Source organism: Arthrobacter sp. P4_H3 (genome assembly GCF_056400885.1).
Map to the genome: position 1 here is coordinate 158,356 of NZ_JBFUKK010000004.1, position 26,785 is coordinate 185,140.

A 26,785-nucleotide genomic window follows, 5' to 3' on the forward strand; every position below is an offset into this window, starting at 1 on the left:
GGGCCGGGAGGACCGCAATCTCCGCCTCGACGGGAATGAGGCCGGCGGCGTCCGCGACGACATAGCTGAACCCGGCGACCAGATTCCCGACGCAGTTTGAGGCCGCACCAAATGCCGTCAGCGCCGCCTAGTGACGGTTAGCGATGAAACCCTGAGTGGGCGGAAACTTGGCTTTCCCAGCCGGGGCCCAATCGGGATCGCTAGCCGTGCGTCTCGTTCTGCCCTCTTTGGGCCAGCCGCTGGAGTTGCCATCTGTGCACGTCGGGCAGCCAGTCCAACGTGGCCGATGGACCGACTCGCGGGTCGTCGGGAACACCGCCGTCTTGCAGGTCCTGCACGTACGCGCGATCCTGTTTGATTCGTGCTCGTAGCTGCTCGGCTCCGCCGACTGAGCCGTGACCGGGGATGACGGCATCAACGCCGTCGGCCACGCTCTCGAGCAGCCGCAGCGCGGCGAGGTAGTCCTCGATCGGATTCGCGGCCTCAAGGTCGAGGAATGGCATCAGGATGTCAGAAAGCATGTCGCCGGCGACGAGGACGCCGCGCTCCTCGATCAACAGCGCCGCATGGCCTGGTGCATGGGCCTGATGCTCGATGATCCGGACTTTGGGGCCATCCCAAGGAATCTGCGCAGCTTCGGAGGGCAGACCGGTGAGGAGACCGAGCAGATCCATAGGAATCTCCTCGGCGTACTCCGGCGGGAGCCCCTCGGCTATGCGGGCTTTCCAGCCCGCGTTCGACAGCAGATCTTGGATGGAGGCGGCGCAGCGGGCTGTACCGTAACGGGGCACGTCGCCGAAGTTCGCGTGCCAGAGCAGGTGATCCCAATGAGGATGCGTCGAGAAGCCTGCCACGACGGGCTGGCCCAACTCGCGAAGGTCGTTCGCTAGGGCCGCCATTTCGTCGACCGTTATACCGGGGTCGATGAGCAACAGGCCGGCACGGCCCTGGACGACAACGGAATTACTCTGGATGAACTCGCTCTCGTGAACTAGAACGCCCTCAGCGACTTCCGTCAGCATGAAATGCCTTCCGCTTGTGGTTTGCAACCGCTTGTCGAGAGACGGTATGCGCTGGCGCTAGCAGATTGCAAGCACTACCGGCGAAGCGGGTGAGCCGGGCTCCGGGCTCCGGGTGTCAGTCTCTTTTCAGTTCCTGGGCGAGCATTACGAGGATTCCGCTGGGTCCGCGGAGATACGTGAGTTTGTAGACGTCACCGTAGGTCGCCACGCCGCGTAGAGGAGTACATCCGTGCTTCGCAGCTATCTCAAGGGCTTTGTCGATGTCGTCAACCGAGAAGGCCACGCGGTGCATTCCGATGTCGTTCGGACGAGTTGGATTCGTCTCGATCGCTTCGGGGTGGATGTATTCGAAGAGTTCCAGTTGACCCTGACCATCCGGGGTTTGGAGCACCGCAATTTTCGCGTGGTTGCCATCAAGCCCGACGGCAGTATCGGCCCACTCGCCGCTGACCGTGTCACGCCCGACGACCGTGAGCCCGAGGTCGGTGAAAAAGGCGATTGTCGCTTCGAGGTCGCGAACGGCGATACCGACGTTCTCAAGTTTGATGGCCATGCGTTCAAGCTACCAAGGCGGACCGATTAGCTCCAGTGGCGAGCCGTGACTCGACCGGTTTTCCGCCGGACGCGCCGCTGAGAGTGTGCTGTCGCGGGGCATCCAGGACGTGGTGGAAACCGTTTCCATGGTCAGTTCGAGTCCGCCGTCGATCTCGGCTGTGGTGAGCGATGTGGTGATGTCGGAAAATTCGGCCAGGTCGTGGACGTGGGTGCCGCCGCAGGGGATGTTGGTGAGCCCGTCGGGGAGTTCGCAGACCCAGGTGCGGCGGGCAGAAAGAGCAGGATCGTCCCGTTCGATCCGCACGGCGCCGCCGGACTTGATCCACTGCGTCAGCTGGGCGTTGACACGTCCAGCGACGGCGGAGGGGTCATCGAGAGACGTCGGAGCGAAGCCCTTGCGGCGTAGAGATTTTCCGATGCGATAGGTGTCCGTGGATCGGCGGGCGTCGATGCGCGAACGCTGGATGGCCAGTGCGTCGAAGGCGGGGTTCCCAGTGCGTCTGTGGGTGCAGGCTTGCTCCATGCTCCTAACAATGCGGCGTCGAGGGCAAGCGCGGCGAGATGGCAGGCGGTGTGTGCCGCAGACAGGGCTGCGCGGTGGTTCAGGTCGACGTCGATCTGTGCAAACTCGCCGACCGCAGGTGGTGTGCCTTCGATGATGTGGGCGACCACGAAGGTCCATCCTTCGGTTCCTGTCCGGACGGGCAAGTCCGCGCCAAGGTGGAGGGCGCCGTCGAGGATGCCACCGGTGACGCCGTCGACGACCCAGCGCGAACGGCAGTACGGGCAACAGGATGGCGAGCCCGGCCGCTGCGGCCAGGATACCGAAGGTGAGGTGGCCGGTGGCTTGCGGTATGCCGACGACGGCGGCCGTGGCCGCAGCGATCGGCACCGTCATTGAGAGCGCCCCGATTCCGGTAAAACGGTCTCCGATTCGCACTGACCCCGGAACGCGGAAATCGTCGCCTTTTCATCCGCCGGTAATTCTTACTCCGGCTACGGCCCCTGTCCAAGGACCCGTCGGGTCGTGTCGTACCAGCAGTGCGGCGACGTATCCCTCCTCCAACTCGACAACCTGCGAAAAGACGCCTGAGCAATCAAGATCGAGCGACAACAGCTCCTTTGACCCTGGGCGGGAGAGGAACACTTGCGCGTCCGGAATGCCCACGCAAGCCGCCGTGACGGTATACGGACCGGCGGTCTGCACTTTTGCGGTTTTGCTGAAACCAACCCCTGGCCCGTCGGCAGGACCGGAGTCTTCAAGGAGCACGGAGCCTTGGGCCAAAGCGAGGATCTTCTCCAGTTCGGCGTAGTTGCGCGTTTCGGCATCCGGTATCTCCGGGCCCTTCGTTGGGAGGGAAGGAGCAGGACGACTGCTACGCTCCGCGGTTGCTATCGCCGTCGGATCGCCGGCATCCTCATAGGTGCAGGCTGCCAGGACACCGGCCAGCAGCATGCTCAGCACTGTCGCCACAGCAGTACGGACTAGTCTCGTTCCCCCACGACCTGACATGGGCCGAGTCTACGGTCCGTTCGCCGAATGGCAAGTCACACGCGTTCCGATAGCGTTGTGAGCCCAAAGCGGCCAAGAACGTGCGCAATGGCGTCCCGCCGAGTGGTTCGAGCTGGAGCCCCAGGACTCAAAGGTTCGCCAGCTTCTCGCGGAGATCCTTGAAGGGATCCCTCGGGACGACGGCCGGCTTGGCCTTTGACTTCTCCGGCTGCCCGCCGCGACGCCCCTGCAGACTTCCACAGGTCCCGCACAGCTTGCCCCTAAGAACGTCATATGGACCTCCCGGAAAGTTGACACATGACGTTCACAGAGCAGGCTCCCGAAACCCAGCCTCCTCCCGAAGGGGTGCCGGCCAGGCCCGGCGGCCGCCGCCGGGCCTTCGACCCGCGTGTCAGGGCTGCGCTGCTGGACATCACCATCCCGGTCTTCAATGAGGAACGGGACCTGGAAGCGTGCCTTCGCCGTCTCCATGCCTACCTCCTCGCTTCTTTTCCGCACTCGTTCCGCATCACGGTGGCAGATAACGCCAGCACCGACGGAACGCTCCAGACGGCCGAACGCGTCGCCCGCGAGCTCCCCGAAGTGGCCGTGATCCACCTGGCCGAGAAGGGCCGGGGAAACGCGCTCCGCAAGGTGTGGCTGGCCTCGCCGTCGCCGGTTCTGGCCTATATGGACGTGGACCTGTCCACGGACCTGGCAGCACTCGGCCCCCTCCTGGCCCCGCTTATTTCGGGTCACTCGGACCTCGCTATCGGGACCCGGCTGACCCGCAACTCGAGGGTGGTCCGCGGTCCCAAGCGCGAATTCATCTCGCGGAGCTACAACTTCCTGCTCCATTCGTGCCTCGGCGTCCACTTCAGCGACGCCCAGTGCGGTTTCAAGGCCATCCGCGCAGACGTGGCCGGTCAACTGCTGCCCCACACCCTGGACAACGCCTGGTTCTTCGACACGGAGCTGCTGGTCCTGGCCGAAAAATGCGGCCTGCGCGTCCACGAAGTCCCGGTGGACTGGACCGACGACCCGGACTCCAGCGTGGACATCGTCCAGACCGCCATCGCTGACCTGCGCGGCATGGCCCGGCTGAGCCGGGACCTGGTCTCGGGCCGGATACCCGTTCCCGAACTCCGGGCGGCACTGGCCCGGGGTCCATTGCCGGCCGCCGCCAGGGCCCAGGAACAAAGCCCCGGCGGAAGCCTCTTCGGGCAGCTGGTCCGCTTCGGCAGTATCGGGGTGGCCTCCACTCTGGCCTACCTGCTCATCTTCCTGCTCTGCCGCGGCATCATGGACCCGCAACTGGCCAACTTCGTCGCGCTGCTCACCACCGCCGTGGCCAACACCGCAGCCAACCGGCGCTTCACGTTCGGCATCCAGGGCGGCGGCCAGGCGGCACGCCACCACTTCGAAGGGCTGCTGGTCTTCGGCATCGGGCTGGCCCTAACCTCGGGTGCACTGGTCCTGGTTCACGGCGCGTCAGGAGGGGCGCCGGACCGCTGGCTTGAACTGGTTACGGTCACCGTCGCCAACCTGGCCGCCACCGCCGTCAAATTCCTACTCTTCCGGCTCGTCGTCTTCCGCCGCCGGCCCACCGACACTCCCACAGCGCCAGCCGCCCCCAACACGTTCCTCCCCGCAAAGAAACGGCCAAGAAAATGACCGCCACCACCTCTCACACCGCTCCGACCCCTGAGCCGGCACCAGCGACGACGACGGCAGGGCTTCTGCCGCCCACAGCAAACGGGAGCCGCCACCGGCTGCTGTTCGGGCAGCAGCCACGGTGGGTGCGGCCCTCCGCAGCCCTGCTGCTCGTCGTCACCGCCGTGCTGTACCTCTGGAACCTCGAAGCCACCGGATACGGAAACTCCTTCTACGCCGCCGCGGTCCAGGCGGGCACCAAGGACTGGACGGCGCTGCTTTTCGGTTCCCTCGACGCCAACAACGCCATCACGGTGGACAAGCCGCCGGCCGCCCTGTGGATCCCGGCCCTCGCGGGGCGGATCTTCGGCTTCTCGGCCCTGAGCATGCTCATTCCCCAGGCGCTCATGGGCGTGGCCGCCGTCGGGCTTCTCTACCTGACGGTGAAACGCGTATCAGGACCGGCGGCGGGACTGCTGGCCGGCGGCGCCCTGGCACTGACGCCGGTGGCTGCCCTGATGTTCCGGTTCAACAACCCGGACGCCATGCTCACCCTGTGTCTGGTGCTGGCCGCGTACCTCACCACTCGCGCCATCGAGAAGGGCGGCTGGAAATGGCTCGCCGCAGCCGGCGCCGTGATCGGACTGGCCTTCCTGACCAAAATGCTGCAGGGCTTCCTGATCATTCCCGCACTGGGCCTGGCCTACCTTTGGGCGGCGCCTACCACCCTGGGCCGCCGGCTCCTGCACCTGTTGGGCGCCGCGGCAGGAATTGCGGTGGTGGCCGGAAGCTACATTGCACTGTTCCAGCTCACCCCGGCCTCGGCGAGGCCGTACATGGCCGGCTCCAAAACCAACAGCTTCCTGGAACTTACCTTCGGGTACAACGGCCTGGGCCGGATCACAGGCTCCGGCGAAGGCATGCCCGGCGGCGGCGGAATGCCCGACTCCGGCGCCATGCCGGACTTCGGCGGAATGCCCGACTCCGGCGCCATGCCGGACTTCGGCGCCATGCCGGGCGGCGGCCCCGGCAGCGGAAACGCGGGCTTTGGCGGCACGGCCGGCATCACCCGGATGTTCGGAACCAGCTTCGCCGGGGAAGTGTCCTGGTTGCTCCCGGCAGCCCTGATCCTGCTGGTCGCCGGGCTCTGGTTCACCCGCCGCGAGGCTCGGACATCCGGCACCCGCGCCGCACTTCTGCTCTGGGGCGGCTGGCTGATTGTCACGGCAGGCATCTTCAGCTTCATGGGCGGCATCGTCCACCCGTACTACGCCGTGGCGTTGGCCCCCGCGGTCGCGGCCCTTGTGGGCATCGGTTCGGTGGAACTGTGGCGGGGACGGTCCTTCTGGCCCGCGCGGATCATTTTGGCCGTGACGGTGCTGGCCTCCTCCACCTGGTCCGCCATTCTGCTGGGCCGCGACCCGGACTGGATGCCGGGGCTTCGGGTGATCATCGTGATCTTTGGCGTCCTGGCTGCGGCAGCGCTCCTGCTCGACATCGACCGCATGGCGGCGCTCCCGACCAAGCTCCGCAAGGCCGCCACGGCCGGGGTCCTGGTCACCTCGCTGCTGGCCGGCGGCCTCGGGACCACGGCCTGGACACTGGCGACGGCGGCCCAGCCGCATTCCGGTCCGGTCCCCACCTCCGGACCTAACACGTCCGCGATGGGCGGCGGCATGGGCGGGCCGGGCATGGGTCCGGGCGACGACGGCGACGCCGGCGGCGCGGCCGCCTCGGAGACCAGAGACACCGGGCGCAGAGCCCCCGGAGGACCCGGCGTCGGCACGGCGTCGGCGGAACTGATCGCACTGCTGAAGTCCTCCGGCACCAAGTGGTCCGCGATTGTCTCCGGTGCCACCTCAGCAGCGGACCTGGAACTCGCCACCGACACTCCCGTGATCGCTCTGGGCGGCTTCTCTGGCGGTGACCCGTACCCAACCCTCGCGCAGTTCCAGCAGATGGTGGACCGTGGCGAGATCGGCTACTTCATCGCCGGCAGCATGGGCGGAGGACCCGGAGGCAACTCCGAGGTCGCCACCTGGGTGGCAGCCAACTACGCGGCTGAAACCGTCGGTAACAGCACCGTCTACAAACTGGTGTCGTAACCGGCCATGGCGAGGGACTACCAGTAACGTCCGAGGACGCCAGGTAGCGTCGAGGCTAACCTGCATCTGGCCCTAGGCGAGACAACACACGCGTCCGCCTGGGCGTCAGGCTCTGGCGAGACTTAGCCGGTGTTCCGCCTGCTCGATGACTGCCGCAGATGCGACCGGGTCGGAGCGAAACAGGTGCTCTCCTCGTGCGTTGTGTAGGGCCGGCCACAGGCTGGCGGCCCAGGCGATCTCCAGTTCGTCTTCGGTGAAGGTGCGGCCACGGGCGGACTCGTATGAGTCGATGAATGTGCGTGAACCATCGACAGGAGCCAGGGTGGGAACTTCCCCGCTGGCGAAGGCACCGGATGCGGCTCCCACGATGGCTGCTTCGGGAAGGGAAACGAGGCTGTCCCAGTCATGGACGGACCAGGCCCGGCCGTTTTTCCACCGGATGTTCTGGGCTTCCCAATCGCCGTGGCCGAGGACGTGGGGCAGCGCCGAGTGGCGGAGCCTTGAGGCGGCACGGCGGGCATACTCCCGGACGGTGTCCGGAACCAGTGTTTGATCCATCCGGTCAATTGGACCGTTCGGTGGCCACAGTCCGCCTCCGGGAGGGTTCCATTGCATCCAGGGCGGCGGTGGGTCCAGGGCTCTCGCGGGGTGCTGCACGAGGAGTGCCACGAGCTCGGCCAGGAGGATGGCGGAGCGTCGTGCCGAGTCACCGTCGTCGCCCCGGAGCATTTCACCGCCGGGACGCCATTCTTCAGCCGAAACGACGACGGCGGCATCCAGTGCCTCTGCGGCCGTCAGCGGAGTGGCGCACGGGAATCCGTTTCTTGCTGCCACGATCTGCGCATCGAGGCAATGTTGGATCCGCTCAACGGATTCTGGGCGGACCTTGATGACAGCGGAAGTGTCTTCCATGAAGTATCGATAGACATTCGACATTTGACCGCCAGCAGCAGGAACCAGGGGGACAAGTTCCCCAGGGCCGAGTCGACTCACACACCAGCCGGCGAGCCGCTTCGACCGCACGTCATTCCCCATCACCCCAGCCTAGGCTCCGAGCCAGTTACCGGCTGACAGGGTCCTCGGTAGCCGACATTCGGTGCCCGACGCTCCGTCAGCGAACCTTAGGAGACAATTCCGCGCGAATCATCCGGCGACTCGGATGTTACCGTGGCGCTCATCGAGTGAAGTATCGAACTCTAATGGGGGAATCATGTTTGTTGCTGGTCGAAATGGCGCGAGGTCATGAGGGTCTTCCTGCTGTCCGATTCGTGCACCACAGGCTGGCTTCACTGGGGTCACGGTGAACTCTGGCTAACAGCGTCGCATCTCGTGCGGATCGGCCGGCGGGAACTGAGCCTTCGGGCAGCAGGTTGGGGCGGGACTAGAGGCGGCGCCGCGGTTGCAGCGGGAGCGTCAGGGACGAGTGCGGTAGCCGCGCTTGCGGGGTCAATCGCCGCTGTGCGGCCAGTCCCAGGGGCGGCAATGGAGGTCGACGCAGGGCAATGGGCGCACGAGATCGCGGCTGAGCCCCGTCGAACCCTGGTGCTAAATCTCGAAGAAATTGCCACGGCCCAGTTCAGACAAGGCATCACAGCCTCGCGCTTGGGAGTTGGAACGGCCGATGGCACGAAACACAAGCTGCTCTGGCTTCCCAACGCTTACTCAAGCCCTGTGCTGGCGGCAGCACTCGGTTCAAGGCTAGCGTTCAGCTAGATAGCCGGTCGTTCTCAGGAAACAATCCTCTTCAGGAAGCAACGGCCGGTGACAGGGACGCGAAGTCCGTCCTTGCTGCCCCGCACCCGCGGGTGCTTGAAGGCGTGGCCTATCCGACCAACGGCGGCTGCTGGTCCGGGCTGAACTGACCCTGGCCAGGCGCGAGTGCTGTCTTGCGGCCATGGGAAGAGCTGCCCATGGCCGCTGCCGTGATGATCCGGCACGATGGGTGCATGACTGACTTTGTCGGCGCCGACCCCGCGCAGCTCAGGGCGCTCTCGAAACAGATGGCCAGGAGCGCCGATCGAATCGGCGCCTCGCTCAGGACCCTGGGCTCTGTCCTTGAAGCACCCGGCCAGTGGCTGGGGCCGGACATGCAATCCTTCCGCCAATCCTGGCACGGGGAACTCATGCCCCAATCGAAGTCCGTGGTCATGAGCCTGTTGGAGGCCTCCCGGGCGCTCCAAAGCAATGCCGACGAGCAGGAGAAGGCAAGCCAGGGCGGGACCGGTACACAAATCAACGGAACTGAAGGCGGCACGGACCGCCGCGACGAGGAACGCGGTTCTGCGGGTTCGCGCACCGGGCGCGGTGAACAGGGGACAGATCCCGGCGGTCACACCACCGGAAGCGAAGCCTTTCCAAGTGGCCTTGGCACTCCCGTCCCGGGTGACCACGTGCCGAAGCCAGAGGCTCCGCCGTGGTCCTCGGACAAGGATTCCCAAGTGCATGATTCGGCGGACCCAGGATTCGGCGACCACGCCACAAAGCTTGAAGCCGAGGTGGCCGCAAACGCCGCCACGCCCCTTATCCCGCATGCTTCGCGGAACCTGCTGCATTTCCTGGGCAACTCCGGGGCGCCGCTTGACCAGGACGTTGACCAGATCCTGCGGGATTGCCCGGAGCTTTCGCAGCAGACCACCGCCGACGTCGGAAACCTTGCCAAGGCCGCAGTGGAAGACGCCAGGAACTCGGGCACCACGGAACCGGTCACATACCCCGTGAACACGGAGTGGAAGGGGTATTACATCGGCAAGGACGAAAGCGCCGACTGGTTCTATGCCAGCGGCGGAATCAGCTACAGTACCCAGGGCCAGGTGACGGTGTACCCGCCAAAAACGCCTGGAGGCGAGTGGAGCTACAGCACGGACACCACCGTCAGTTACCGCGACCGCTACAACTGGGATGGCACCAAGTCCACGGATATTGGGCCGGTAAACATCACCGACAAGCAGCTTGGACGCCTTAATGAAGTAGGGATCGCGCAGAATTACAACATGACAGGCGAATCTTCAACTCACCACAGCTCCGGACGTGTCAAGTGATGGCGCGCAAAGGAATGGCGACGGCGGCCCTGGCCGTGACCGGCATCTTGCTGGCCGGATGCGCCGCCCCGGGTGCCGCGCGGCCGGGAGGCACGACACCGGCAGACACCCGTTTGGAAGCCTCCGGCACTACGACGACAGGACCTGACATGACCACGGATTCCCCTGCCCCCGGCGACGCAAGCAGCCTGGCGGCATCGCTTTTTGCACCGCTGGACCTAAGCCTTCCGGCGAGTGCCGACGGCATTGCGGTGGACCAGACTCCGCTTGAGCCCTTTGCCGGTGCTTCCCTGACGAGTTTCACTGCCGATACTGAGGAGATGAAGTCCATCTGTGTGTCGGCGGGTTCGATGGTGGCCCCCAATGCGGAGATCGTTGCCCAGGACGCGAAGGTGCTGCGCGGCGTCGGGATTGAGCCAGGTTCCACCCTGTGTTCCAAAGACACAGACTCCGGACGGGGGCCGGCATTCCGGGTAGTCATCCCGCCGAAAGACTCGGGAAAGATCCACGTGGCGATCTACCAGCTCCCCGCCGGACGCTGACGACCTCGCCGGCATGCCTTGAGTGACCACCGCGGAGCCGCGGGGTCGCCGTAGTACTCGCGAAAAATCGGGCGGAAATCGCTGACCGTCGATGATCCGTTCGGCCAGCGGCACCGATCAGATAGTTGCCTCGTGCGCGGCGGGAATGATCAGGTCCGGACGGATGTCCTCTACGGATTCGCCGTTCTCGCGGCGGCGGAGCACGGAGTAGAACAAGGCGAAGACCTCCGCGTCGTCTGGAGAAACGTCCGCCAAAACAGGAGGGCGAAAGAGAAGCCGCCCGCCCATAGGGCGACGTACCACTCCCAGCGTGGCAGGGTCTACCGGAACGGCGGGACCTATCGCAACGCGAGCTCTAGCGACGGCACCGGCGGCGGCTACTAGCCCCCCGGGGACTCCCTGCAAGTGAAAAGCGTTCGATCGGCGCGAGGACATAAGGCCCCCAGAAGATCTTGAGTCGAACCGCAAGCGGACAGAAGGATACTTGATACCCGCCTACGGCCGTTGCGAAGAGAGTCGGACCAGCCGGCCAGTCTTCCTTCTACGGCTCTCGGCTGACCACTTCGAGGACGTGGGCATAGTTTTGTTCGAGGGTGGGAATCGCGGTAGCCAGGCGTCGAAGCGCAACTCGAACGACGTCGACGCCAGTTTTCCTGGTGATACGAACCCGAGGATATCCCTCCTCGACTACTTCCCAGTGGGCGCCGGGAACAGTATGCGTGAGGAGATCTCCGTAGAACATCCCGATAGGGCGGGCAAGCTCGGCCGGCAAACCATCATTAATGGCTTGATCAAGAGTGGCGAGGCTTTCTGCTTTGCGTGGCAGTGGTCGACCTCTCTCTTGGAAATAGCTGAGGAGTTCGTCGTATCCGCCGACGTTAGTTGGCGGTGGTACCACGGCATCCGAAGTGACTGGCTTATATTCTGCGTACCTTCTCGGCATTCCCGCTGGCAGTTTCTGCAGAGGTTCGTCAGGATCTCCGGGGATGCTCATGTTGTCATCCTAAGCACCCCCATTTCGCGTTGGTCGGATTACCGGGACCCGAACCTTTACCGGGCGAAAAATCGGTGGTTGGGCACGTGGAGTCGATTTTTCAGCCGCGACAGGGCCAGGGAGAAAGCTCCCCTTACCGGGACGAAAACTGGCCGTTCGAAGCGAGGGATTTGCCGGGGAGGACCGATCCCTGTAGATCAGAAATATTCGTTGGGGTTGGCCGAAGCCGAAATGACGAACATGACGATCACGGAAAAGGGCACTGCGCACAGCACGAAGAACGGCCACCAGTTCGCAAGTTGCCGGGCTCTCTTGCGGTGACGTACCGCCACGCTGAGCGAAGCCATGAAGAACGGTATAAACAGCAAGGCGAAGAACACGCTGGCTATCAGCAGTTCGCCCTCGTAGCAGCCGGACCCAAGGGTCTCCGGCGTGCAGTCCATCCGCGAGGGGTAGAACCCGAGCGCGGCGCCGAAGAGACCGGCAGCCGGCAAGGAAACTACTGCTCCCACAAGTGAAAGGGCCACAGACCACTTTTGCGCCCGCGTCATCCGCTCCCGGCGGGCCGGGGCTACAACCCTAGGGCTGCTGGATTCCACCGCCGTTACTCTGATGTCCGTGACCGGAACTGTTCGATCACGTCGCCGGTGGCGGTGTCGATGACCACTGTCGTGTCCCGTGGCCAAGTGGGATCCGGAACAACGTCAAAGTCAACGTCGGATACCGACGTCGTCTGCCCGGCGTCATTCTTCGCCCGGTTGAAGGCATCGATGATTTTGCCGCTGTTCGTATCAACCGTCACCGTTTCCAAAGGCAGCCCGGTCACGTCACCCGAGTAAGGAGTAGCATTCCACCAGCCCTCGTAACCGCCGACCCTCACCGGTTGCGCACTCACTGCTGCCGACTGGGCCGCGATGACCAGCGATCCGGCCTCTCACTCACAGAGCAGATGCGCTGGTCCGTATGAGCCAGTCTTTCACTAACGCGGCAGTAAGTTCCGGGCGTTCGAGGTGGGCGTTATGGCCAGCGGCGTCGAGGACCGCGTAGCTGCCCCGGACATAGTGGTTGCGGAGTTTCCACCCGTCTTCGTAGCCAGTTACATGGTCCTGACGCCCAAAGAGGTGTAGCGACGGCGCCTCGAAGGGAGCAGGGTGCGCGACCTCCGGTTCTACAGAGAGCGCGTACTCCGCTGCCACCTGATCGAGAATGGTTTGGTTCGCTGTGCGAAGACCAGGAAGTGCATACCGGGTGAATGCCTCGAGCGTGGTTTCGCTCTGGACGACGGTCATCTCTTCGTAGTCGCCCCTCACTTCGCCGGCCAAAGCCAGGACGGAGGGGTCCTTTCGGACAATCTGCCGGCGGGGAAGGCTACGCGCCTCATGGGTCGGCTCGTACACGCCCGCAAGAGTAGCCAGGCCAAGGACCTGATCTCGAAGCTCGTGGGCGACGTATCGGGCAATCATGCCTCCGAAGGAGTTGCCGATCAGCGCGAAGGGCCGGTCTCCAAGATAGGCATGGATGTCGTCCAGAGCCCCTTGCGCGACGTGGTCCGTGCTGGTGACGTTGATGTCAGCATTCCCCTCGGCCCACGGTAGGTCGATATAGATCCGCTGCCATCCGCACTCATCGATGGCGTCCTCCAACGGCAGCATGATCCGATGATCTACACCGAATCCGTGGATGACGACGAGCGGAAGTCCTTCTCCTAAGATTTGAGCAATCACGAACCAGAGCCTACAGGCCCAGTTGTAGCCTTCAGCGTTCGCGGGGGCGCAGATTGGTCCCGCCCACAAGCCAGTCAGCGAAGGAACCGTTTGGTGAACCCTTGAGGGCATTCCCACGGCTCTCGCGGAGGCTAGGCTCTATGCCATGATGACCAATCAGCGACTTGAGCCCCTGCTCGAGCAGTACGACTGGGCCACGGAACGACTCCTCACTCGCCTCGCCGGGCCCACCAGCAACTCGGGTGATGGCAGCGACGTCGACGTACCGGTACTGACGGACGCCGAGTACCTCTGGGAACCGGTCGACGCGTGCTGGTCGGTGCGGAGGCGCGCCGATGGGCCCGGACCGGGCGCCATCAAGCTCATCGGCGCGGGTGAGTGGGGGCGAGACGGCGCCCCCGAAAGTCCGTGGCCTCCGCCGCTCACGACGATCGCCTGGCGGCTTGACCACATCTCCGAGACGCTGTTGGGCCGAGCCAACCACCTCGGGGGCGACCGAACGTTCGATAGAGCGACGTACGAATCACGACCAGATGCAGCCGGCGCCATCGAGAGGTTCCGTCACGCCGCAGCCGACTGGCGCCAGGTACTACTCAGTGTCGATGAGTCCGACTATGACCGGACCGGGCTCAGCAGCTACCCGTACGGCAGCGATGCCGAGGAGACCTTTCCGACGATCGTGTGGTGGGAGAACCAGGAGATCCTGCACCACGGAGCCGAGATCGCGCTGCTCCGCGACCTCTACGTTCACCACGCTCAGTAGCGACGAGCACGCACCGCAGACAGCTCAACCGACGGAGTCTCTACGACGTCGAGTGGATACAGAGGATTGCGTCCGCGTCGGTGCATAGGTGCCCGAAAGACGATCCCTTTACGGACAGCTAATTCGTTGATTACTGATTTGACGTGCCGTGCCGATACCTTTTCCGTATGTTGAACGCGCCAGTGGAGTACATGTCTCGGGACTTGCACGAGTATGGCGAAGACGAAACTGCTAATTGGATCTTGACGTGTTCGGAGGGCGAACTCGTTAGGGTCTGCTCTGTGGCGGAGTGGCTCCTGTACTGCGGTCCGAGTCGGCCCTCGGGAGGAAGCATGATGATCGCGAAAGCATGCGCAGTTGCTGCGGTGTATGTGCGGGAGGGAGCACCAAGGATTTTGGCTCGCACGCGGCGCAAACGAATCGCGGACCCGGGGCCGATGCCCTCACCCGGTCGCCGACCGGACAGCACGCTTCAAATGAAGCATCCACAAGAGTATGGGGTTGGCGATGACTTTCGGGCCTTCTGGGGTGCAGAGATGTAGCCGTAGGGAAGTGGTGCGGCACAATCAACGCCGGCAGGTGAGGATCCCCATTTGGAAGATACAAGCCGGCGGCTTAGAAGAGATCCTCGAAGTACTGGGCAACACCGTAGTTGCCGATTAATCTGGCCAGTCCTACCGGGGTCTGCCCTGTCGCGTTCGGATGCAGCGGATCTGCACCGCGTGAACGCAGCAGCTTGATCATCTCGGGCCGTCCGCGAGAGTTGAACACGGCGACGAACAGCGGTGTATTGCCGAAGGAATTAATTGGGTCGACCGTCGCGCCGAGGTTGAGCAGTGCGGCTGCCGCCGTCAGGGCGTGTTCCTGGGAGGCAAGATGAAGCGGGGTGAATCCTTCGCTGTCGGACGAATCGGTCAACTCGCCTTCTGCGATCAGTCGCGTCACCTCCCCGGCATCGTCATTGAGTGCTGCGTAATGGAGTGGGGACCGACCGGCGGGATCCATGGATTCCTCGATTCTTGTTGCTAGAGACACTGCACCATAACGGATCCTCAGTGACTGTGGTCCGCGGCTAGACTGGGCCGGTAAGGACGGATTGGGGGATCCAAGGCGGCGCATGACGCTGTTCCGCTGGTCGGTCGCAGCCATCGAGCCCGTAGGAACGACCGTGACCTTCTTCCAGGACTACTCGATCCCGATGCCGCCTCCCCGGCCAAGGACGCCGCAGTTCACACCGCCTCCCTGGGCGGGGCCACCCCGCTACGAACTGCCCGCCCTCGTCCCGGTGGGTCGGTTCATCTACAAGTCCCCGACTTTTGTGATAGCCGTTGAAGCCGTCAAGGTCTACTCCACAGGATGCATCATTGACGTGAACTGGATGCTGCGCCGCACTGACCAGGAAGACCGAAAATGGGCGGAGATCAATGCCGTTTTTCACCGGTCGGCGCCGCAAGTGCGGGATGGGGGTATTTCTGCCGACTCCATCCTCCTGCTAGGGGTCCAGTTCCCGGATGGTACAAAGGCCAGCAGCTCCTCCCTGGCGATGTACGGGCAAAGGCCACTAAACCAGGAGCCTGATGGCCCGGTCTTCGAATACCGGCCAAAGGGCGGTAACGGTGGGGAAGATGACATGTCAGCAAACGCCGCCCTCTGGCTCTGGCCGCGGCCGCCGGCCGGAGACCTGCGCTTGGTCGCCCAGTGGACGGACATGGGCATGCCCGAGAGCTCCATCTCCCTCGACGGTCTTCGGCTTCGAGATGCCGCTGCTGGAGTCCAGAAGTACTGGCCCGAGGAAAACGTGCAGGGATGAATCCACTCAACAACCCGGTCCTGCTCGTGGTCTTCACGGCAGTCTTCTTCTACGTCCTCTACGGTGTCATCCGCGCTGCTGTCCGCGACGGCATCCTCCAAGCCGACGAGCGGCGGGAAAAGGCAAGTATCGAGAACAGGAGTGCAGAGCAAAGGGGCACTTGTGCATAGGAGTAGCGGGCAGTCACTGATCACAACCCGTGTGCACAAACCCCGGAATTCAGCGGGAAGTTGTGCAGTCAGCTTCTGAAAACGACACCCTCTTTCCCGCGTTCAGACCGGCTTTGATACCGGCAACGGGTTCTGATCAAAAATATCGGGCCAAAGCGCCATTTTTCGTGTGGAGTTTGCCGATAAATGGCGGCGTTTTGTGATCGCTCTTTGTCGCACCACTGCGCCGGCTGCCTTGAATCTCTAGCGTTTCAAGACATGGAGGTTTCGAGACAGTGAGCTGACTGTTCAATACGCCGGTTGGACAACGGCGTCAGCAGAAACGAGGAGACGCTGGGTTTGCTTGTAGCGCAGTGGTCATGCTGGAACAGCGGGGCTGCGGTGTCGAGGGGGACCTGGCGGCCACTTTTGGGTTGGCGGGAGGGTTCTAGCTGGGTGTGCTGACCGCGGGGGCGGGGATGTGGCCGCCGAGCGAGACCCATAGGTAGCGGATGGAGTTCTCCACACCTTGGCGGTCTACGCCGGCGAGGAGTTGCAGCACCAGTCCGTCCAGGGCCGCAAATGCGGCCTGGGCTGCGCCCTCCTCCTGACCGAAACCAATCCGGCGCAACCCCTCGGTGATCGCGTCGATGTAGCTTGCATACAGCTGCTGCACAGCTTCCGCCAATTCGGGCCGGCGCCTTGATTCAAGGATCATTTCGTACTGGAAGATCTGCAGGTCCGGGTTTTCGGCGATCAGCGCCAGGATGCTTTCGCAGAATTCCTCTTCGGTGGCAGGGAGTTTCTCCAACTGTGATAACCCGATGGACTGCTGAACCGACCAGTCGAGCGCTGCCTTGATCAGCGCGTCTCGCGTGCCGAAGTGGTGGGCGACGAGAGTGTTGTTGACACCGGCGTGCTCTGCCACGGCTCTGAAGGTCAAACCTCTCAGTCCCTTCCGCGCCACGACGTGCACCGTCGCCACAAGCAGTGCCTCACGGCCCGTCCCGTACCCTTTGTGCCTATCCCCATTCATGTGTCGATTCTAGCTTTCCGGAACCGGGTATTGACGTAAATACTCAGCAGGTGCTTAGATGTGATTCAAGGCACAACTAAGCAGCTGCTCAGCAGGCGGAGTCCGCCCCTCCCTTACTTCCTTCAGGAGACAATGATGTCCACTTCCACCAGCACACATTTCACCGTTCATGACGCCTTTGACCCGCAGAAGTACGAGCCGTTCGCTCTGGGCCAGGTGCAGTGGGTCCGGCGCCCCGGTGACGGCGACCGGCCTGCCCTGTCTGCCGGTTTCTGGCACGTCACTACTGAAGAGGCGCCGGAGCCGTTTGATCTGTTGATCGAGGCCGACGAGACCGTGCACATCATCGAGGGACACCTGCACATCGAAGTTGAAGGCGGTGAAAGCTTCGACCTGCGTCCGGGATCCGCAGCGTCTTTCAACAAGGGCACCCTGACGCGCTGGACTGTCGTCGAAGACACCACTGAGTTCTTCGTCTACGCCTGATCAACACCTCAGAATCTTTTGAAAGCAGAAGGTCCCATCGTGACTATGACCAACACCGCCCAGGCTGAGCAGGCCGACGTCGTCATTCTAGGTGCCGGCTTCGCCGGTCTCACCGCTGCCCGTGAACTTCGCCAGGCAGGCAAGTCCGTCATCGTCTTGGAGGCGCGCGACCGGATTGGCGGCCGCACCTGGCTCGATGACCAGTTGGGCCGGCCCTTGGAAATGGGCGGGACATGGGTGCACTGGACCCAGCCTTACGTCTGGGCCGAAATGAAGCGCTACGGACTCGGCACCGTCCAGAGCCCTGCGCCGGAACACGCATACTGGTGGGCCGAAGGTAAACGCCACGAAGGCAGCCCCGAACAGCTGCTGGGCGACCTCGACGAACCCAACCGGAAACTCGTTGAGGAATCACGGGCGTACTTCCCCCAGCCATTCAGCCCCTTCACCAACCCCGACATCAAAAGCATCGACGAGGTTTCGCTGACCGAAAAATTCACCGAGCTCGCCCTATCCCCCTACTCGCGCGACATCCTGGAATCCTTCTGGGCACTGAACTTCAACGGGCCCGTGGACCACGCCGCGTTCACCCAGGCCCTGCGCTGGGTGGCACTGACCAATGGCGACTGGATGGTCAACTTCGAAGCCTGCGCCACGTTCAAGATCCAAGGAGGTACGGGAAAACTGATTAACAGCATCGCCGAGGGCACCGACGTCCGGCTCGGAAAGACCGTCACGGCCGTCCAGTACAGCGGAGACAAGGCTAGTGTCACCACCAGCGCCGGAGACACCCTCGAAGCGGCACACGTGATCTGCACCCTTCCCCTGGGTGCCATGGAGACCGTAAACTTCCAGCCATCCCTGCCGGCACCGAAGCAGAAAGCAATCACCGAAGGCCAGGTCTCGAAAGGCATCAAGGCATGGATCACCGTCAAAGGTGAGGTCAGGCCCTTCGTTGCCCTCGGCTCCGCCGACTGGCCGTTGAACTACGTCCAGGCCGAATACGACCAGGACGGAAACACAATCCTAGTGGCCTTCGGCCCGGACACCGCCCGCATCGACGCGACCGACCTCCAGCAGGTCCAGGCCGCGGTCGACCTCCTGGTACCGGACCTCGAAGTCCTGGCTGTCGCCAGCCATGACTGGACCAGTGATCCCCTTTCTGGAGAAACCTGGCCCATGCACCGCACCGGCTTCCTCACAGAGTCCCTCCCCAGCTTCCAGCAGCCGCAGGGACCCCTGCTGTTCGCGGGAGCCGACTACGCCAACGGCTGGGGCGGCTTCATCGACGGAGCCATCGAAAGCGGAATGGAAGCAGCACACACCATCAACCAGCGCCGCGCCTAGCCCTTCCAACACCCCCTAGAAATCCTCAGAGAAGGTTGACATCCACCATGTCAAAGACAGAAACACCCACGGGTTCAGCCGCGGCAACGATGCCCGGCACCGACCTGAAAAAGGGCTCCGTCGGGGTCCTCGGCATCCTGTTCTTCGTCCTGTCCGCCCAGGCACCACTGACCGGTATAGCGGGGGCATCCGGTCTCACCGTCTTCCTCGGCAACGGGGCGGGGGCACCCGGGGCCTACCTGACAGTGGGCGTCGTCATCATCATCTTCGCCGTCGGCTTCATTGCGATGAGCCGGAGGATCCGCGCCAACGGCGCGTTCTACGCCTACGTCTCCGCAGGACTGGGCCGACACACTGGCGCCGGGGCAGCCTGGCTGGCGCTTTTGGCATACAGCACGGTCCAGGCCTGCATGTACGGCCTCTATGGTGCCAGCCTCAGCGCCCTTATCGCGACCTACACAGGCGTCACCATTCCATGGTGGCTGCTGGTCCTGGTCACCATGGCAGGAGTCCAGCTCCTGGGCTCGAGGAATGTTGAGCTCGGGGCCAAGTTCCTTGCCCTGCTCGTGGGCGCCGAAGTCGCCATCCTGGTCGCTTTTGCCATCAGCGTCCTCGCTTCTGGAGGAGGACCCGAAGGAATCAACCTCTCGGCCAGTTTCTCCCCCGCCGCGATCGCGGCAGGGGCACCGGGCGTGGCCATCATGTTCGCCGTCGCGTCCATGTTCGGATTCGAGTCCACGGCGATCTACTCCGACGAGGCAAAGGACCCCCGCCGCACGGTCGCCCGCGCCACCTACCTCTCGGTCAGCGTCATTGCCGTCTTCTTTGCCTTCATGACATGGATGCTTGTTTCGTACTACGGCCCAAGCACCGTAGCTGACGCCGCCGGGGCAGCAGTTGCCTCAGGTGATACAACATCATTCTTCTTCGCAGCAGCCATCGACAAGCTCGGCGCCTGGGCCGGCCCGGTCGGCGGTATCTTCCTCATCACATCCGTCCTGGCGGGCATTATCGCCTTCCACAACGCCATCAACCGCTACCTGCACTCACTGGCCCAGCGCGGATCCGTCTCTGGCCGACTTGCCCGCACCAACACCCATGGCGCGCCCTACGCCGCCGCGTATGTGCAGACGGGGATAGCACTCGTGATGACGATGCCGTTCGCCATCCTCGGCATGGATCCCGTCCTGACGCTCTTTGCCTGGTTCTCCGGCGTCGCGGTCGTTGCCCTGCTCGTCCTGTACGTCCTCGCATCGGCAGCTATCGTCGTCTTCTTCCGCCGCCACGGCGGGCAGGGAGCCTGGCAGACGCTAATCGCCCCAGTGTTGGCCGTGATCCTGATGACCGCCGTGCTCTGGTCGGTAGTCAGCAACTTCACCACCCTCATCGGCGGTGACCCCGTCACCGCAAACTGGCTGCTCCTCATGGTCCCGGTCGCCTTCATCTCGGGCTTGGTCCTGGAGCGCCGCAACCGCACGCAACACACCATCGAGTTCACCGACACTGCAATCGCAGCCGAACCCACCGTCTAACCCGTTCGGGAGTGCAGCACGAAGCGCACCCCGACTCCAACCCCACTGAACACCCGATGTGAGAGGGAAGCCATGAACGCCACACCCGTCCTGACCGAGGACGCCGTCGACACCCGCACGATCCTCAACCCCGCCACCGGCGAACCGGTCGGTGAGGCCCCGGTACACACCGTGGAAGACCTTGAAGCGGCGGTCGCCGCCGCCGCCGCCGCGCAGCCGGCGTGGGCCGCGTTGGGCCATGACGCCCGGTCCGCCGCGCTGCTCAAGGCCGCCGACGCCGTCGAACGCTCCGCCGAGGAACTGGCCCGGCTGCTCTCCCGCGAGCAGGGCAAGCCCCTGAACGGGCCCAACGCCCGCTTCGAAGTCGGCGCCTGCGCCGCCTGGCTCCGCACCACCGCCACCACCGAGCTCAAGCCCGAAACCGTGGTGGACGACGGCGAAACATACGCCCGGCTTCACTACAAGCCTATCGGCGTCGTCGGGGCCATCGGGCCCTGGAACTGGCCCATGATGATCACCGTGTGGCAGATTGCCCCGGCCCTGCGGATGGGCAACGCCGTGGTGGTCAAGCCCTCCGAATACACTCCGCTGAGCGTGCTCGCCCTCGTCGAGACCATCAACGAAGCCCTTCCGGAGGGACTCCTGACCGTGGTTTCCGGCGGCCGGGACGTGGGCGAGGCCCTCGCCTCCCACCCCGCCATCGGAAAAGTCATGTTCACCGGCTCCACCGCGACCGGCAAAGCCATCATCAAGTCCTCCGCGGACACTGTGAAGCGGCTTACCCTTGAACTCGGCGGCAATGACGCCGGCATTGTCCTGCCCGATGCCGACCCGAACGCGATCGCCGAAGGCCTGTTTTGGGGCGCCTTCATCAACACAGGCCAGACGTGCGCGGCCCTGAAGCGTCTCTACGTCCACGAGGACATCTACGACGCCGTCTGCGAAGAACTCACCGCTGTAGCCAAGGCCATGCCCATGGGCAATGGCCTGGACGAAAACAACGTCCTCGGCCCGCTGCAGAACAAAGCACAGTACGAGATCGTGGCGAACCTCGTGGAGGCGGCAAAGGATTCCGGCGCACGCGTTCTCGTCGGCGGGAACCCGGACATCGACCGGCCCGGCTACTTCTACCCCACCACCCTGATAGCGGATATTGACAACAACAACCCGCTCGTGGCCGAAGAACAGTTCGGACCCGCGCTGCCGATCATCCGCTACAGCACCATCGACGAAGCCGTGGAGATGGCCAACGCCCTCGACGTCGGCCTCGGCGCTTCCGTCTGGTCCTCAGACTCGGACGCCGCCCGCCAGGTAGCCGCCCGCATCGAGGCCGGCACCGTCTGGATCAACAAACACGGCGCCGTGGACCCACGCATCCCCTTCGGCGGCGCCAAGCAATCCGGCTACGGCCTCGAATTCGGCGTCGAAGGGCTCAAAGCCCTCGGCGTTCCCCAGGTCATCAACGGCTAACGATCCCACACGAATAGCCCGTGCCTGGCCGCCAGCTGTCAAGCATGGGCTATTCCGTACCCACAAGGAAAGACGTCAAAGCAACAATCCAACAAGCCGCTACCGTTCCTCCCACGATGTCACCGACTGGGCGAGCCTTCAACCAGGTGAACCAGTTGCAGTGTCAGACGACCCCGATTGCCCACACCCGCCTACGTCGATATGACGGCGCCGGACCTCGGCGTTCGCTGGATTCGCCGACACAAGGTCGGCGAACGACGACTGCTCCACGTGGAAACCCACCGTACCTGGCGGCTCATCCCCCCGAGTCCAATCTAAACAAAGACGCCTCGGCGCTGCGCCCATTATCATCGGTTCCACTAAACGGCTTGCCGAAGGTCAGCTGTCCGGCTTTTGTCCGTCTCACATCCCTTGGGATACGAGACGTCTCGCTTCATGACCTGGGCGAGGCGCTATCGCCTACGATTTCTTAGAGATACCGGAGTCTTTCGTGGCCTGCGATTCTCATAACTATGTATCGAAACCTTCCGGTTGAATCGGCGTATTCATCGTTAGTTTCGAGACACATCGGCAGGACAGCACTAACGTCTTCTCCCACGCCCCATGACACTTGTGCAGAGGACTTCTGACATTCTGCACAAAGTTCCCCCGAATTTCAGGGTTTGTGCAGAGGGCTTGTGACCACTAGCTGTTCGGTACTCCTATGCACAAAGTCCCCTTTCGCTCGGTACTCCTATTTACAAATGCACCGACATGCCCCGAAGCCCTAAGTTTCGAGGCAAGTTGGACGTTCGGCTGTCCGTAAGGGGAACCCTGACCGGGCGGAAAAATGGTCATCCGACGTGGGGAACCAGTTGTTGCCAAGAATCGGTCGCTCAGAGGATAGCGACCCTTACCGGGCGGAAATCTGGTCGGCCAGCCCAGATCAGGTGCCGAGCATCGTCCGTCCCGTCTCGTAGTCAAGGGTTCCGTCGGCGTTGAGATCCTGCAGCCTGTCGGCCACCCGCTGTGCTAAGCCCGGAGCGCAGGAGAGCGCGATGAATCGTTCCGAGATGGCATCCACCAGGCAGCCCATCCGGGCGAATTCCTCGGCAATGGTGCGCCATCGGTTGTCCGGTTCATGCGGATCCGTTAGCAGTGCCCTAAAGGTGAAGTTGCCACCGTCCAGCAGGATCCCGGTTGCCACTAAGGGACCTTCCTGGGATCGAACGACGTTGACCGCGTCGCCGAAATTCAGATCGTAGACGTATGCGGGTACTCCCAAAAGAGTCACTTCCCCGCCCGGCTCGGTACGACCGTTGATGCCTTCCCAGATTCGGTCACCGTTATTCTCCTCCGGCAGGGGAAACCACACAGTGGTGTCTGCAGCGCGGGCCTCGTTCAAGGGCTTGAGCTGGTTGTCGCTCCAATGAGCAACGACGCTTGGGTGCTCCCTATAGTCATTCACGACCTCAGACTAGCCAATCGGGCTGTCCATCTCTGAGATACCCAGTTGAGTTTTCGGCGCATGTCACCAAGTTTCTCCGGGTTCGTTCGGCCGCAACGTGGCGTGAAAGCCAGAACGGATTCAACCCGTCGCTACGGCCCTGATTGGCACAGGACTATTGATATTTACCGTTTTTGACTAGCTGTTCGAGGAACCCTGACCGGGACGAAATTTGGTCATTCAACGGCTGGGGCTAATGGTTGCCAGGAATTGGTCGCGCAGAGCGATAGCGACCTTTACCGGGCATCTGACCGGTCGTCGATCGCGCGCGACCAGTTCAGCGGCCATCACGCAACTTTGATCTAAGTTCTTCTGCATAGGAAGCGATGGCCTGACGCTGGTCTCGGGTGAATCTTCTGGCCTGCAGGTCGAGGACAAACCGGCTGCCCAGTTCTCCCACGCCCAACAGCTGACCCACGCGACGGATTGCTTCGTCCATGTCCTCCGAATCCTCAATCTCATGAAAGACCTCGTCGCGCCGATCCATCGCTTGCACCAGGGCCTCGTGGATCATCAATTGTTCCCTCGTCTGCCGCTCATCCTCATCCATGCGGCGATTCTTGCACGACGGAAGTCATTGGGGCATGTGCCCAGGTGGGGATCTGAGCCAACCTTGACCGGGACGAATATTGGTCATGCGACGAGTGAGGCTAGTTGTTGCCAGGAATTGGTTGCGCAGAGCGATTGCGACCTTTACCGGGCATCTACGCGGGGCCGGGGATCAGCTGGTATGGGCCCTATCGGAATGCTTTCGCTTGTGGTTCAGTACACTCATGCCAGAGCGATCCCCACGAAAGCCGACGACGGGCAAGCCTCCGGTCAGCGCAAGCCCTGAGCTGAGGCGCAGGCTCCGCCGCCTCACCTACTATGGGTTAGCCTTGGCCTTGGCAATGATTATTCTGAACTTCCTACCCATTGAGTCCGAGCCGTGGGTTTGGGGCAAGGTGGCAGTTCTTGCCGTTGGCACGATCATATTCATCATCTGGGCGACTCGGTTTTCATTGTGGCAACGCGATGAGTACTGGCGCGAACGCGGCAGAGACCCTAAGCATCCCGACCGCTTCCCTGAGCGCTCAGACGATGACTAGCCGCACACCACAAGAGGCAGGAGTACATGTGAAGAATTTTGCTCCCAGCTGTGGAGGAGTGGGACTTGACCCCCTGTTCGTCGTGGTTTTTCCGCCGTCATGTTAGTGATTCTGGGAATCAGCGCGTTCGTGATCATGAGGCGGCGTAAATAGAGGGGGGAGCTCTTGGTCGAGGTTTGTTGAAGTGGCCATGAATCCGATCCGGTGGGGTTCTCCCCAGACGCCGAGCACATGTTCTGCCCCCTGCTAATGCGTCGCTGAAGGTGTAAGTCGTTTATGTGCATCAGCATTGACCTACTCGCGAAGGAACTTCCACCGGCCGAACGTCTTACGGAACGGGCAACCGATGCGAAGCCAATTACAGGGATTCCCGAACTGACAAGGAGTCCAATACGGCGGAGGGTGCCACGTCGAACCCAGTGGCGCGGGATCCGGACCAATTAACCCCTACCAGGATCCCGTCTTGTTCGAGGCCTGGGAGCCACTTTGAGCGCCATTCGTCCAGGGGAATTGAGACGATCTGGAAGTCCTTGTAGGCAGCCACCGAGGACACGATCTTTTCGGCACGGGTCATCAACGACCAGAAAGGCATGCTTCGTTGCCCATCTTCCCCAACAGGTGCCGGATATCCGTTCTTGTCGTGAACGGTCCAAACCATCCCGCCTCCGAGGACTTCGTCATAAAACGCGCTTGCCTGCGCAGCACTGATGCTCATGACCACATCGTGCCAGAAGGCGTTGTCCCGTACGAGGATCCCGTGGGGAACCTTAGCCGGGCCAAGAAATGATTGTTTTGGAGATTGGCCCCGAGAAGGTCAGGAATGAGCGGTTCAGAGGAACGCTATCCTGATCGGGCCGGTGCTGGTGCAGCCGGGCTCTTATCAGTATTGTCCGCATATGGTCGCTGAAAAGTGGGACGCGCTGCTGAAGGATCTTCGATCTTCCTTGCATGAAGTGGCGATCATCGTCAGTGACGACGGACCCGGCGGGCGCTCGTACCCTTTTGCGCAGGCTGATTTCCATCCAACGGATGAAGCGGGGACACCAATGAGTTTGGCCTGCCTTGGTGAGGTTCAATTATTGCTGTCGTACGGTGACGGGCGCGCCCGGTGGGAGCTGGGTTGGACCGATGAGGACGTGACGTTCGTCAAGGACGTCGTGCGGGCAGTTTGTACTGGGAATTCCAAAGAGGTTCAGGGCCCTGGACGCGTTCACGTCGAAGTGTCTTTGCTCGATGGATCCACCGTGAAGACCTCCACGTACGAATTTCCGTCGGGACTGGTTCCCAGGCCCGGCTGGAAGAATCGGGAACGGAAGGCCTAAAGATGAGTCCGGCATTGCTATTCGGCTTATTCCTTCTTGGATCTGGCCTGTTTGTGTGGATGACTGCCGGGTTCGTGGCGAGGCGAGCAGCGATTATCCGGTCGTGGGTTGCGGAGGTCGACATCGCATGGTGGACGCAACGTGGAAAGGCGCAGATTCACGTGCTCGCGTTTTTATGGATTCTCCTCGGCCTCGGATTTTGCGCGTATGGCCTTGTTGCGGGGCGATGACATGAGGCCTCTGAAGGTCGGCCCGGCCTCCGCATTGAGCGTTCGCAGGCCGAGGTACCTTTCCGGGCACTCGTCCGCACCCATGACCCCACGAAACACAACGAAACATTTCTCGCACCCCCGCCCGCTAGACGAGTCCCGTAAGCCGGTCCTCTTCCGGACGAACCCACCACCCACCTGCATAAACGTGTCCGTGCGCGTCAGCCACCACCGTAAGACCCGTCCGGTGAAATGCCCGGTGACGGTAACATATCTGGCCCACCTAAGAGTCGCGTGGCAGACTTTTGCGCATGACCGCTTTGCTGGTCGGCTACGCGCGTGTGTCCACGGAGCAGCAGGACCTCACGGCGCAGCGCGACGCACTGTCAGCCTTGGGGATCACTCCGGATCGGATCTACGTGGACCACGGACTGACCGGCACTGACCGAAACCGGCCGGGCCTTCGGGAAGCGATGGCGGCGTGCCGGGATGGCGATACGTTTGTTGTAACCAAGCTGGACCGCCTGGCCAGGTCAGTCCGGGACGCCCATGAAATCGTCGACGAGCTTGCCCAGCGCAATGTGAAACTCAGCATCGGCGGCTCGGTGCACGATCCCACCGACCCCATCGGAAAACTGCTGTTCAACGTGCTGGCTATGGTGGCGGAATTCGAGAGCGACCTGATCCGCGCCCGAACCCGCGAGGGCATGAAGATCGCAAAAGCCAAGGGCCGGCTGCGCGGGAAGAAACCGAAGCTGTCTCCCGCGCAGGAGGCGCACTTGGTCAAACTGCACGACGCAGGCGAGCACACCACAGGCGAACTCGCAGAACTTTTTTCAGTAGCCAGATCCACGGTGTACCGGGCCGTCCAACGCGCACGGCGCAAGCCGGGCCTGCCCCGGTGAGGTGGCGCCTACGCAGTAGCCAATGCCAGCACGCAACAACAACGGCCCCTCCAAACC

Annotated in this window: 28 protein-coding genes and 1 pseudogene; 14 read left to right on the top strand and 15 right to left on the bottom strand. The window is 62.9% G+C overall.

The features are described from left to right. Positions 1–200: 200 nt before the first annotated feature. From AC1DRE_RS07445 to AC1DRE_RS07460, 4 genes are all read right to left on the bottom strand, one after another. Entirely contained in the window at positions 201–1,022 is an 822-nt protein-coding gene (locus tag AC1DRE_RS07445) for an MBL fold metallo-hydrolase (protein ID WP_476984024.1), read from the bottom strand. 115 nt (positions 1,023–1,137) lie between these two features. Then, positions 1,138–1,575, bottom strand: coding sequence for a VOC family protein (locus AC1DRE_RS07450; RefSeq protein WP_476984025.1), 438 nt, complete (start codon positions 1,573–1,575; stop codon positions 1,138–1,140). A gap of 9 nt (positions 1,576–1,584) precedes the next feature. After that, positions 1,585–2,100 (bottom strand): hypothetical protein, encoded by a 516-nt coding sequence (locus tag AC1DRE_RS07455; RefSeq protein WP_476984026.1) that lies wholly within the window; start codon positions 2,098–2,100, stop codon positions 1,585–1,587. A 447-nt stretch (positions 2,101–2,547) separates the two neighbouring features. Beyond that, positions 2,548–3,033, bottom strand: coding sequence for a hypothetical protein (locus AC1DRE_RS07460; protein ID WP_476984027.1), 486 nt, complete (start codon positions 3,031–3,033; stop codon positions 2,548–2,550). A gap of 354 nt (positions 3,034–3,387) precedes the next feature. On the opposite strand from AC1DRE_RS07460, the gene AC1DRE_RS07465 reads away from it, so the two are divergent. Both AC1DRE_RS07465 and AC1DRE_RS07470 read left to right on the top strand, forming a co-directional pair. Next, a complete protein-coding gene (locus tag AC1DRE_RS07465; RefSeq protein ID WP_476984028.1) occupies positions 3,388–4,743 on the top strand; it encodes a bifunctional glycosyltransferase family 2/GtrA family protein in 1,356 nt (451 codons plus the stop codon). Beyond that, entirely contained in the window at positions 4,740–6,827 is a 2,088-nt protein-coding gene (locus AC1DRE_RS07470; protein ID WP_476984029.1) for a glycosyltransferase family 39 protein, read from the top strand. Before AC1DRE_RS07465 ends, AC1DRE_RS07470 begins: the two co-directional genes overlap by 4 nt. Before the next feature lie 105 nt (positions 6,828–6,932). On the opposite strand, the gene AC1DRE_RS07475 is transcribed toward AC1DRE_RS07470, so the two are convergent. Continuing rightward, complete coding sequence (locus AC1DRE_RS07475; RefSeq protein ID WP_476984030.1) at positions 6,933–7,862, bottom strand: phosphotransferase; 930 nt, start codon at positions 7,860–7,862, stop codon at positions 6,933–6,935. Positions 7,863–8,593: 731 nt separating this feature from the next. Here AC1DRE_RS07475 and AC1DRE_RS07480 point away from each other — a divergent pair. The 3 genes and pseudogenes from AC1DRE_RS07480 to AC1DRE_RS07490 all read left to right on the top strand — a co-directional run. After that, positions 8,594–8,706: pseudogene (locus tag AC1DRE_RS07480) on the top strand (tRNA pseudouridine(38-40) synthase TruA); the annotation flags it as partial. Positions 8,707–8,773: 67 nt separating this feature from the next. Further along, positions 8,774–9,865 carry a WXG100 family type VII secretion target gene (locus AC1DRE_RS07485; RefSeq protein WP_476984031.1) on the top strand — a complete coding sequence of 364 codons (1,092 nt, stop codon included), beginning with the start codon at positions 8,774–8,776 and terminating at the stop codon, positions 9,863–9,865. A 149-nt stretch (positions 9,866–10,014) separates the two neighbouring features. Continuing rightward, positions 10,015–10,407 carry a hypothetical protein gene (locus AC1DRE_RS07490; RefSeq protein ID WP_476984032.1) on the top strand — a complete coding sequence of 131 codons (393 nt, stop codon included), beginning with the start codon at positions 10,015–10,017 and terminating at the stop codon, positions 10,405–10,407. A 117-nt stretch (positions 10,408–10,524) separates the two neighbouring features. On the opposite strand, the gene AC1DRE_RS07495 is transcribed toward AC1DRE_RS07490, so the two are convergent. From AC1DRE_RS07495 to AC1DRE_RS07515, 5 genes are all read right to left on the bottom strand, one after another. Further along, the gene (locus AC1DRE_RS07495) at positions 10,525–10,662 is read right to left on the bottom strand and encodes a hypothetical protein (RefSeq protein WP_476984033.1); all 138 of its coding nucleotides are present in this window, start codon (positions 10,660–10,662) and stop codon (positions 10,525–10,527) included. A 286-nt stretch (positions 10,663–10,948) separates the two neighbouring features. Continuing rightward, positions 10,949–11,401 carry a DUF6278 family protein gene (locus AC1DRE_RS07500; RefSeq protein ID WP_476984034.1) on the bottom strand — a complete coding sequence of 151 codons (453 nt, stop codon included), beginning with the start codon at positions 11,399–11,401 and terminating at the stop codon, positions 10,949–10,951. 197 nt (positions 11,402–11,598) lie between these two features. Next, complete coding sequence (locus tag AC1DRE_RS07505) at positions 11,599–11,928, bottom strand: hypothetical protein (protein WP_476984035.1); 330 nt, start codon at positions 11,926–11,928, stop codon at positions 11,599–11,601. Positions 11,929–12,005: 77 nt separating this feature from the next. Further along, positions 12,006–12,296 carry a hypothetical protein gene (locus AC1DRE_RS07510; protein WP_476984036.1) on the bottom strand — a complete coding sequence of 97 codons (291 nt, stop codon included), beginning with the start codon at positions 12,294–12,296 and terminating at the stop codon, positions 12,006–12,008. 43 nt (positions 12,297–12,339) lie between these two features. Continuing rightward, positions 12,340–13,125 (bottom strand): alpha/beta fold hydrolase, encoded by a 786-nt coding sequence (locus tag AC1DRE_RS07515; protein WP_476984037.1) that lies wholly within the window; start codon positions 13,123–13,125, stop codon positions 12,340–12,342. 145 nt (positions 13,126–13,270) lie between these two features. Here AC1DRE_RS07515 and AC1DRE_RS07520 point away from each other — a divergent pair, with 145 nt between their 5' ends. Then, on the top strand, positions 13,271–13,888 hold the full coding sequence (locus AC1DRE_RS07520) for a DinB family protein (RefSeq protein WP_230012674.1): 618 nt from the start codon (positions 13,271–13,273) through the stop codon (positions 13,886–13,888). Between the two features lie 615 nt (positions 13,889–14,503). Here the strand turns inward: AC1DRE_RS07520 and AC1DRE_RS07525 are convergent. Then, positions 14,504–14,893 carry an ankyrin repeat domain-containing protein gene (locus AC1DRE_RS07525; protein ID WP_476984038.1) on the bottom strand — a complete coding sequence of 130 codons (390 nt, stop codon included), beginning with the start codon at positions 14,891–14,893 and terminating at the stop codon, positions 14,504–14,506. A 112-nt stretch (positions 14,894–15,005) separates the two neighbouring features. Here AC1DRE_RS07525 and AC1DRE_RS07530 point away from each other — a divergent pair, with 112 nt between their 5' ends. Together AC1DRE_RS07530 and AC1DRE_RS07535 are read left to right on the top strand one after the other, a co-directional pair. Next, positions 15,006–15,698, top strand: a complete 693-nt coding sequence (locus AC1DRE_RS07530; protein WP_476984039.1) for a hypothetical protein — start codon at positions 15,006–15,008, stop codon at positions 15,696–15,698. Continuing rightward, positions 15,695–15,868, top strand: coding sequence for a hypothetical protein (locus AC1DRE_RS07535; protein ID WP_476984040.1), 174 nt, complete (start codon positions 15,695–15,697; stop codon positions 15,866–15,868). The genes AC1DRE_RS07530 and AC1DRE_RS07535 overlap by 4 nt, the downstream gene beginning before the upstream one ends. 427 nt (positions 15,869–16,295) lie before the next feature. Here the strand turns inward: AC1DRE_RS07535 and AC1DRE_RS07540 are convergent, their stop codons facing one another. Beyond that, entirely contained in the window at positions 16,296–16,883 is a 588-nt protein-coding gene (locus AC1DRE_RS07540; protein ID WP_476984041.1) for a TetR/AcrR family transcriptional regulator, read from the bottom strand. 135 nt (positions 16,884–17,018) lie between these two features. Between AC1DRE_RS07540 and AC1DRE_RS07545 the strand changes: the two genes are divergently transcribed. From AC1DRE_RS07545 to AC1DRE_RS07560, 4 genes are all read left to right on the top strand, one after another. Next, entirely contained in the window at positions 17,019–17,369 is a 351-nt protein-coding gene (locus AC1DRE_RS07545; RefSeq protein WP_476984042.1) for a cupin domain-containing protein, read from the top strand. A gap of 39 nt (positions 17,370–17,408) precedes the next feature. Beyond that, entirely contained in the window at positions 17,409–18,716 is a 1,308-nt protein-coding gene (locus AC1DRE_RS07550) for a flavin monoamine oxidase family protein (protein ID WP_476984043.1), read from the top strand. 47 nt (positions 18,717–18,763) lie between these two features. After that, positions 18,764–20,248, top strand: a complete 1,485-nt coding sequence (locus AC1DRE_RS07555; protein WP_476984044.1) for an APC family permease — start codon at positions 18,764–18,766, stop codon at positions 20,246–20,248. 72 nt (positions 20,249–20,320) lie between these two features. Next, entirely contained in the window at positions 20,321–21,718 is a 1,398-nt protein-coding gene (locus AC1DRE_RS07560) for an aldehyde dehydrogenase family protein (protein ID WP_476984045.1), read from the top strand. Between the two features lie 925 nt (positions 21,719–22,643). Here the strand turns inward: AC1DRE_RS07560 and AC1DRE_RS07565 are convergent. The 3 genes from AC1DRE_RS07565 to AC1DRE_RS07575 all read right to left on the bottom strand — a co-directional run bounded on the left by AC1DRE_RS07565 (position 22,644) and on the right by AC1DRE_RS07575 (position 25,007). Continuing rightward, positions 22,644–23,165, bottom strand: coding sequence for a DUF4265 domain-containing protein (locus AC1DRE_RS07565; protein ID WP_476984046.1), 522 nt, complete (start codon positions 23,163–23,165; stop codon positions 22,644–22,646). 316 nt (positions 23,166–23,481) lie between these two features. Then, positions 23,482–23,754 carry a DNA gyrase subunit A gene (locus tag AC1DRE_RS07570; RefSeq protein WP_476984047.1) on the bottom strand — a complete coding sequence of 91 codons (273 nt, stop codon included), beginning with the start codon at positions 23,752–23,754 and terminating at the stop codon, positions 23,482–23,484. A gap of 896 nt (positions 23,755–24,650) precedes the next feature. Further along, the gene (locus tag AC1DRE_RS07575) at positions 24,651–25,007 is read right to left on the bottom strand and encodes a DUF2750 domain-containing protein (protein WP_476984048.1); all 357 of its coding nucleotides are present in this window, start codon (positions 25,005–25,007) and stop codon (positions 24,651–24,653) included. 181 nt (positions 25,008–25,188) lie between these two features. Here AC1DRE_RS07575 and AC1DRE_RS07580 point away from each other — a divergent pair, with 181 nt between their 5' ends. Both AC1DRE_RS07580 and AC1DRE_RS07585 read left to right on the top strand, forming a co-directional pair. Beyond that, on the top strand, positions 25,189–25,614 hold the full coding sequence (locus AC1DRE_RS07580) for a hypothetical protein (protein WP_476984049.1): 426 nt from the start codon (positions 25,189–25,191) through the stop codon (positions 25,612–25,614). 520 nt (positions 25,615–26,134) lie between these two features. Next, positions 26,135–26,728 (top strand): recombinase family protein, encoded by a 594-nt coding sequence (locus AC1DRE_RS07585; protein ID WP_476984050.1) that lies wholly within the window; start codon positions 26,135–26,137, stop codon positions 26,726–26,728. Positions 26,729–26,785 lie beyond the last annotated feature (57 nt).

Bases quoted from the DNA above. Each gene is read 5' to 3' on its own strand.
- AC1DRE_RS07445 (WP_476984024.1), bottom strand. From the start codon at position 1,022: ATGCTGACGGAAGTCGCTGAGGGCGTTCTAGTTCACGAGAGCGAGTTC.
- AC1DRE_RS07450 (WP_476984025.1), bottom strand. From the start codon at position 1,575: ATGGCCATCAAACTTGAGAACGTCGGTATCGCCGTTCGCGACCTCGAA.
- AC1DRE_RS07455 (WP_476984026.1), bottom strand. From the start codon at position 2,100: ATGGAGCAAGCCTGCACCCACAGACGCACTGGGAACCCCGCCTTCGAC.
- AC1DRE_RS07460 (WP_476984027.1), bottom strand. From the start codon at position 3,033: ATGCTGCTGGCCGGTGTCCTGGCAGCCTGCACCTATGAGGATGCCGGC.
- AC1DRE_RS07465 (WP_476984028.1), top strand. From the start codon at position 3,388: ATGACGTTCACAGAGCAGGCTCCCGAAACCCAGCCTCCTCCCGAAGGG.
- AC1DRE_RS07470 (WP_476984029.1), top strand. From the start codon at position 4,740: ATGACCGCCACCACCTCTCACACCGCTCCGACCCCTGAGCCGGCACCA.
- AC1DRE_RS07475 (WP_476984030.1), bottom strand. From the start codon at position 7,862: ATGGGGAATGACGTGCGGTCGAAGCGGCTCGCCGGCTGGTGTGTGAGT.
- AC1DRE_RS07485 (WP_476984031.1), top strand. From the start codon at position 8,774: ATGACTGACTTTGTCGGCGCCGACCCCGCGCAGCTCAGGGCGCTCTCG.
- AC1DRE_RS07490 (WP_476984032.1), top strand. From the start codon at position 10,015: ATGACCACGGATTCCCCTGCCCCCGGCGACGCAAGCAGCCTGGCGGCA.
- AC1DRE_RS07500 (WP_476984034.1), bottom strand. From the start codon at position 11,401: ATGAGCATCCCCGGAGATCCTGACGAACCTCTGCAGAAACTGCCAGCG.
- AC1DRE_RS07520 (WP_230012674.1), top strand. From the start codon at position 13,271: ATGATGACCAATCAGCGACTTGAGCCCCTGCTCGAGCAGTACGACTGG.
- AC1DRE_RS07525 (WP_476984038.1), bottom strand. From the start codon at position 14,893: ATGGATCCCGCCGGTCGGTCCCCACTCCATTACGCAGCACTCAATGAC.
- AC1DRE_RS07530 (WP_476984039.1), top strand. From the start codon at position 15,006: ATGACGCTGTTCCGCTGGTCGGTCGCAGCCATCGAGCCCGTAGGAACG.
- AC1DRE_RS07535 (WP_476984040.1), top strand. From the start codon at position 15,695: ATGAATCCACTCAACAACCCGGTCCTGCTCGTGGTCTTCACGGCAGTC.
- AC1DRE_RS07540 (WP_476984041.1), bottom strand. From the start codon at position 16,883: ATGAATGGGGATAGGCACAAAGGGTACGGGACGGGCCGTGAGGCACTG.
- AC1DRE_RS07545 (WP_476984042.1), top strand. From the start codon at position 17,019: ATGTCCACTTCCACCAGCACACATTTCACCGTTCATGACGCCTTTGAC.
- AC1DRE_RS07555 (WP_476984044.1), top strand. From the start codon at position 18,764: ATGTCAAAGACAGAAACACCCACGGGTTCAGCCGCGGCAACGATGCCC.
- AC1DRE_RS07560 (WP_476984045.1), top strand. From the start codon at position 20,321: ATGAACGCCACACCCGTCCTGACCGAGGACGCCGTCGACACCCGCACG.
- AC1DRE_RS07570 (WP_476984047.1), bottom strand. From the start codon at position 23,754: ATGGATGAGGATGAGCGGCAGACGAGGGAACAATTGATGATCCACGAG.
- AC1DRE_RS07575 (WP_476984048.1), bottom strand. From the start codon at position 25,007: ATGAGCATCAGTGCTGCGCAGGCAAGCGCGTTTTATGACGAAGTCCTC.
- AC1DRE_RS07580 (WP_476984049.1), top strand. From the start codon at position 25,189: ATGGTCGCTGAAAAGTGGGACGCGCTGCTGAAGGATCTTCGATCTTCC.
- AC1DRE_RS07585 (WP_476984050.1), top strand. From the start codon at position 26,135: ATGACCGCTTTGCTGGTCGGCTACGCGCGTGTGTCCACGGAGCAGCAG.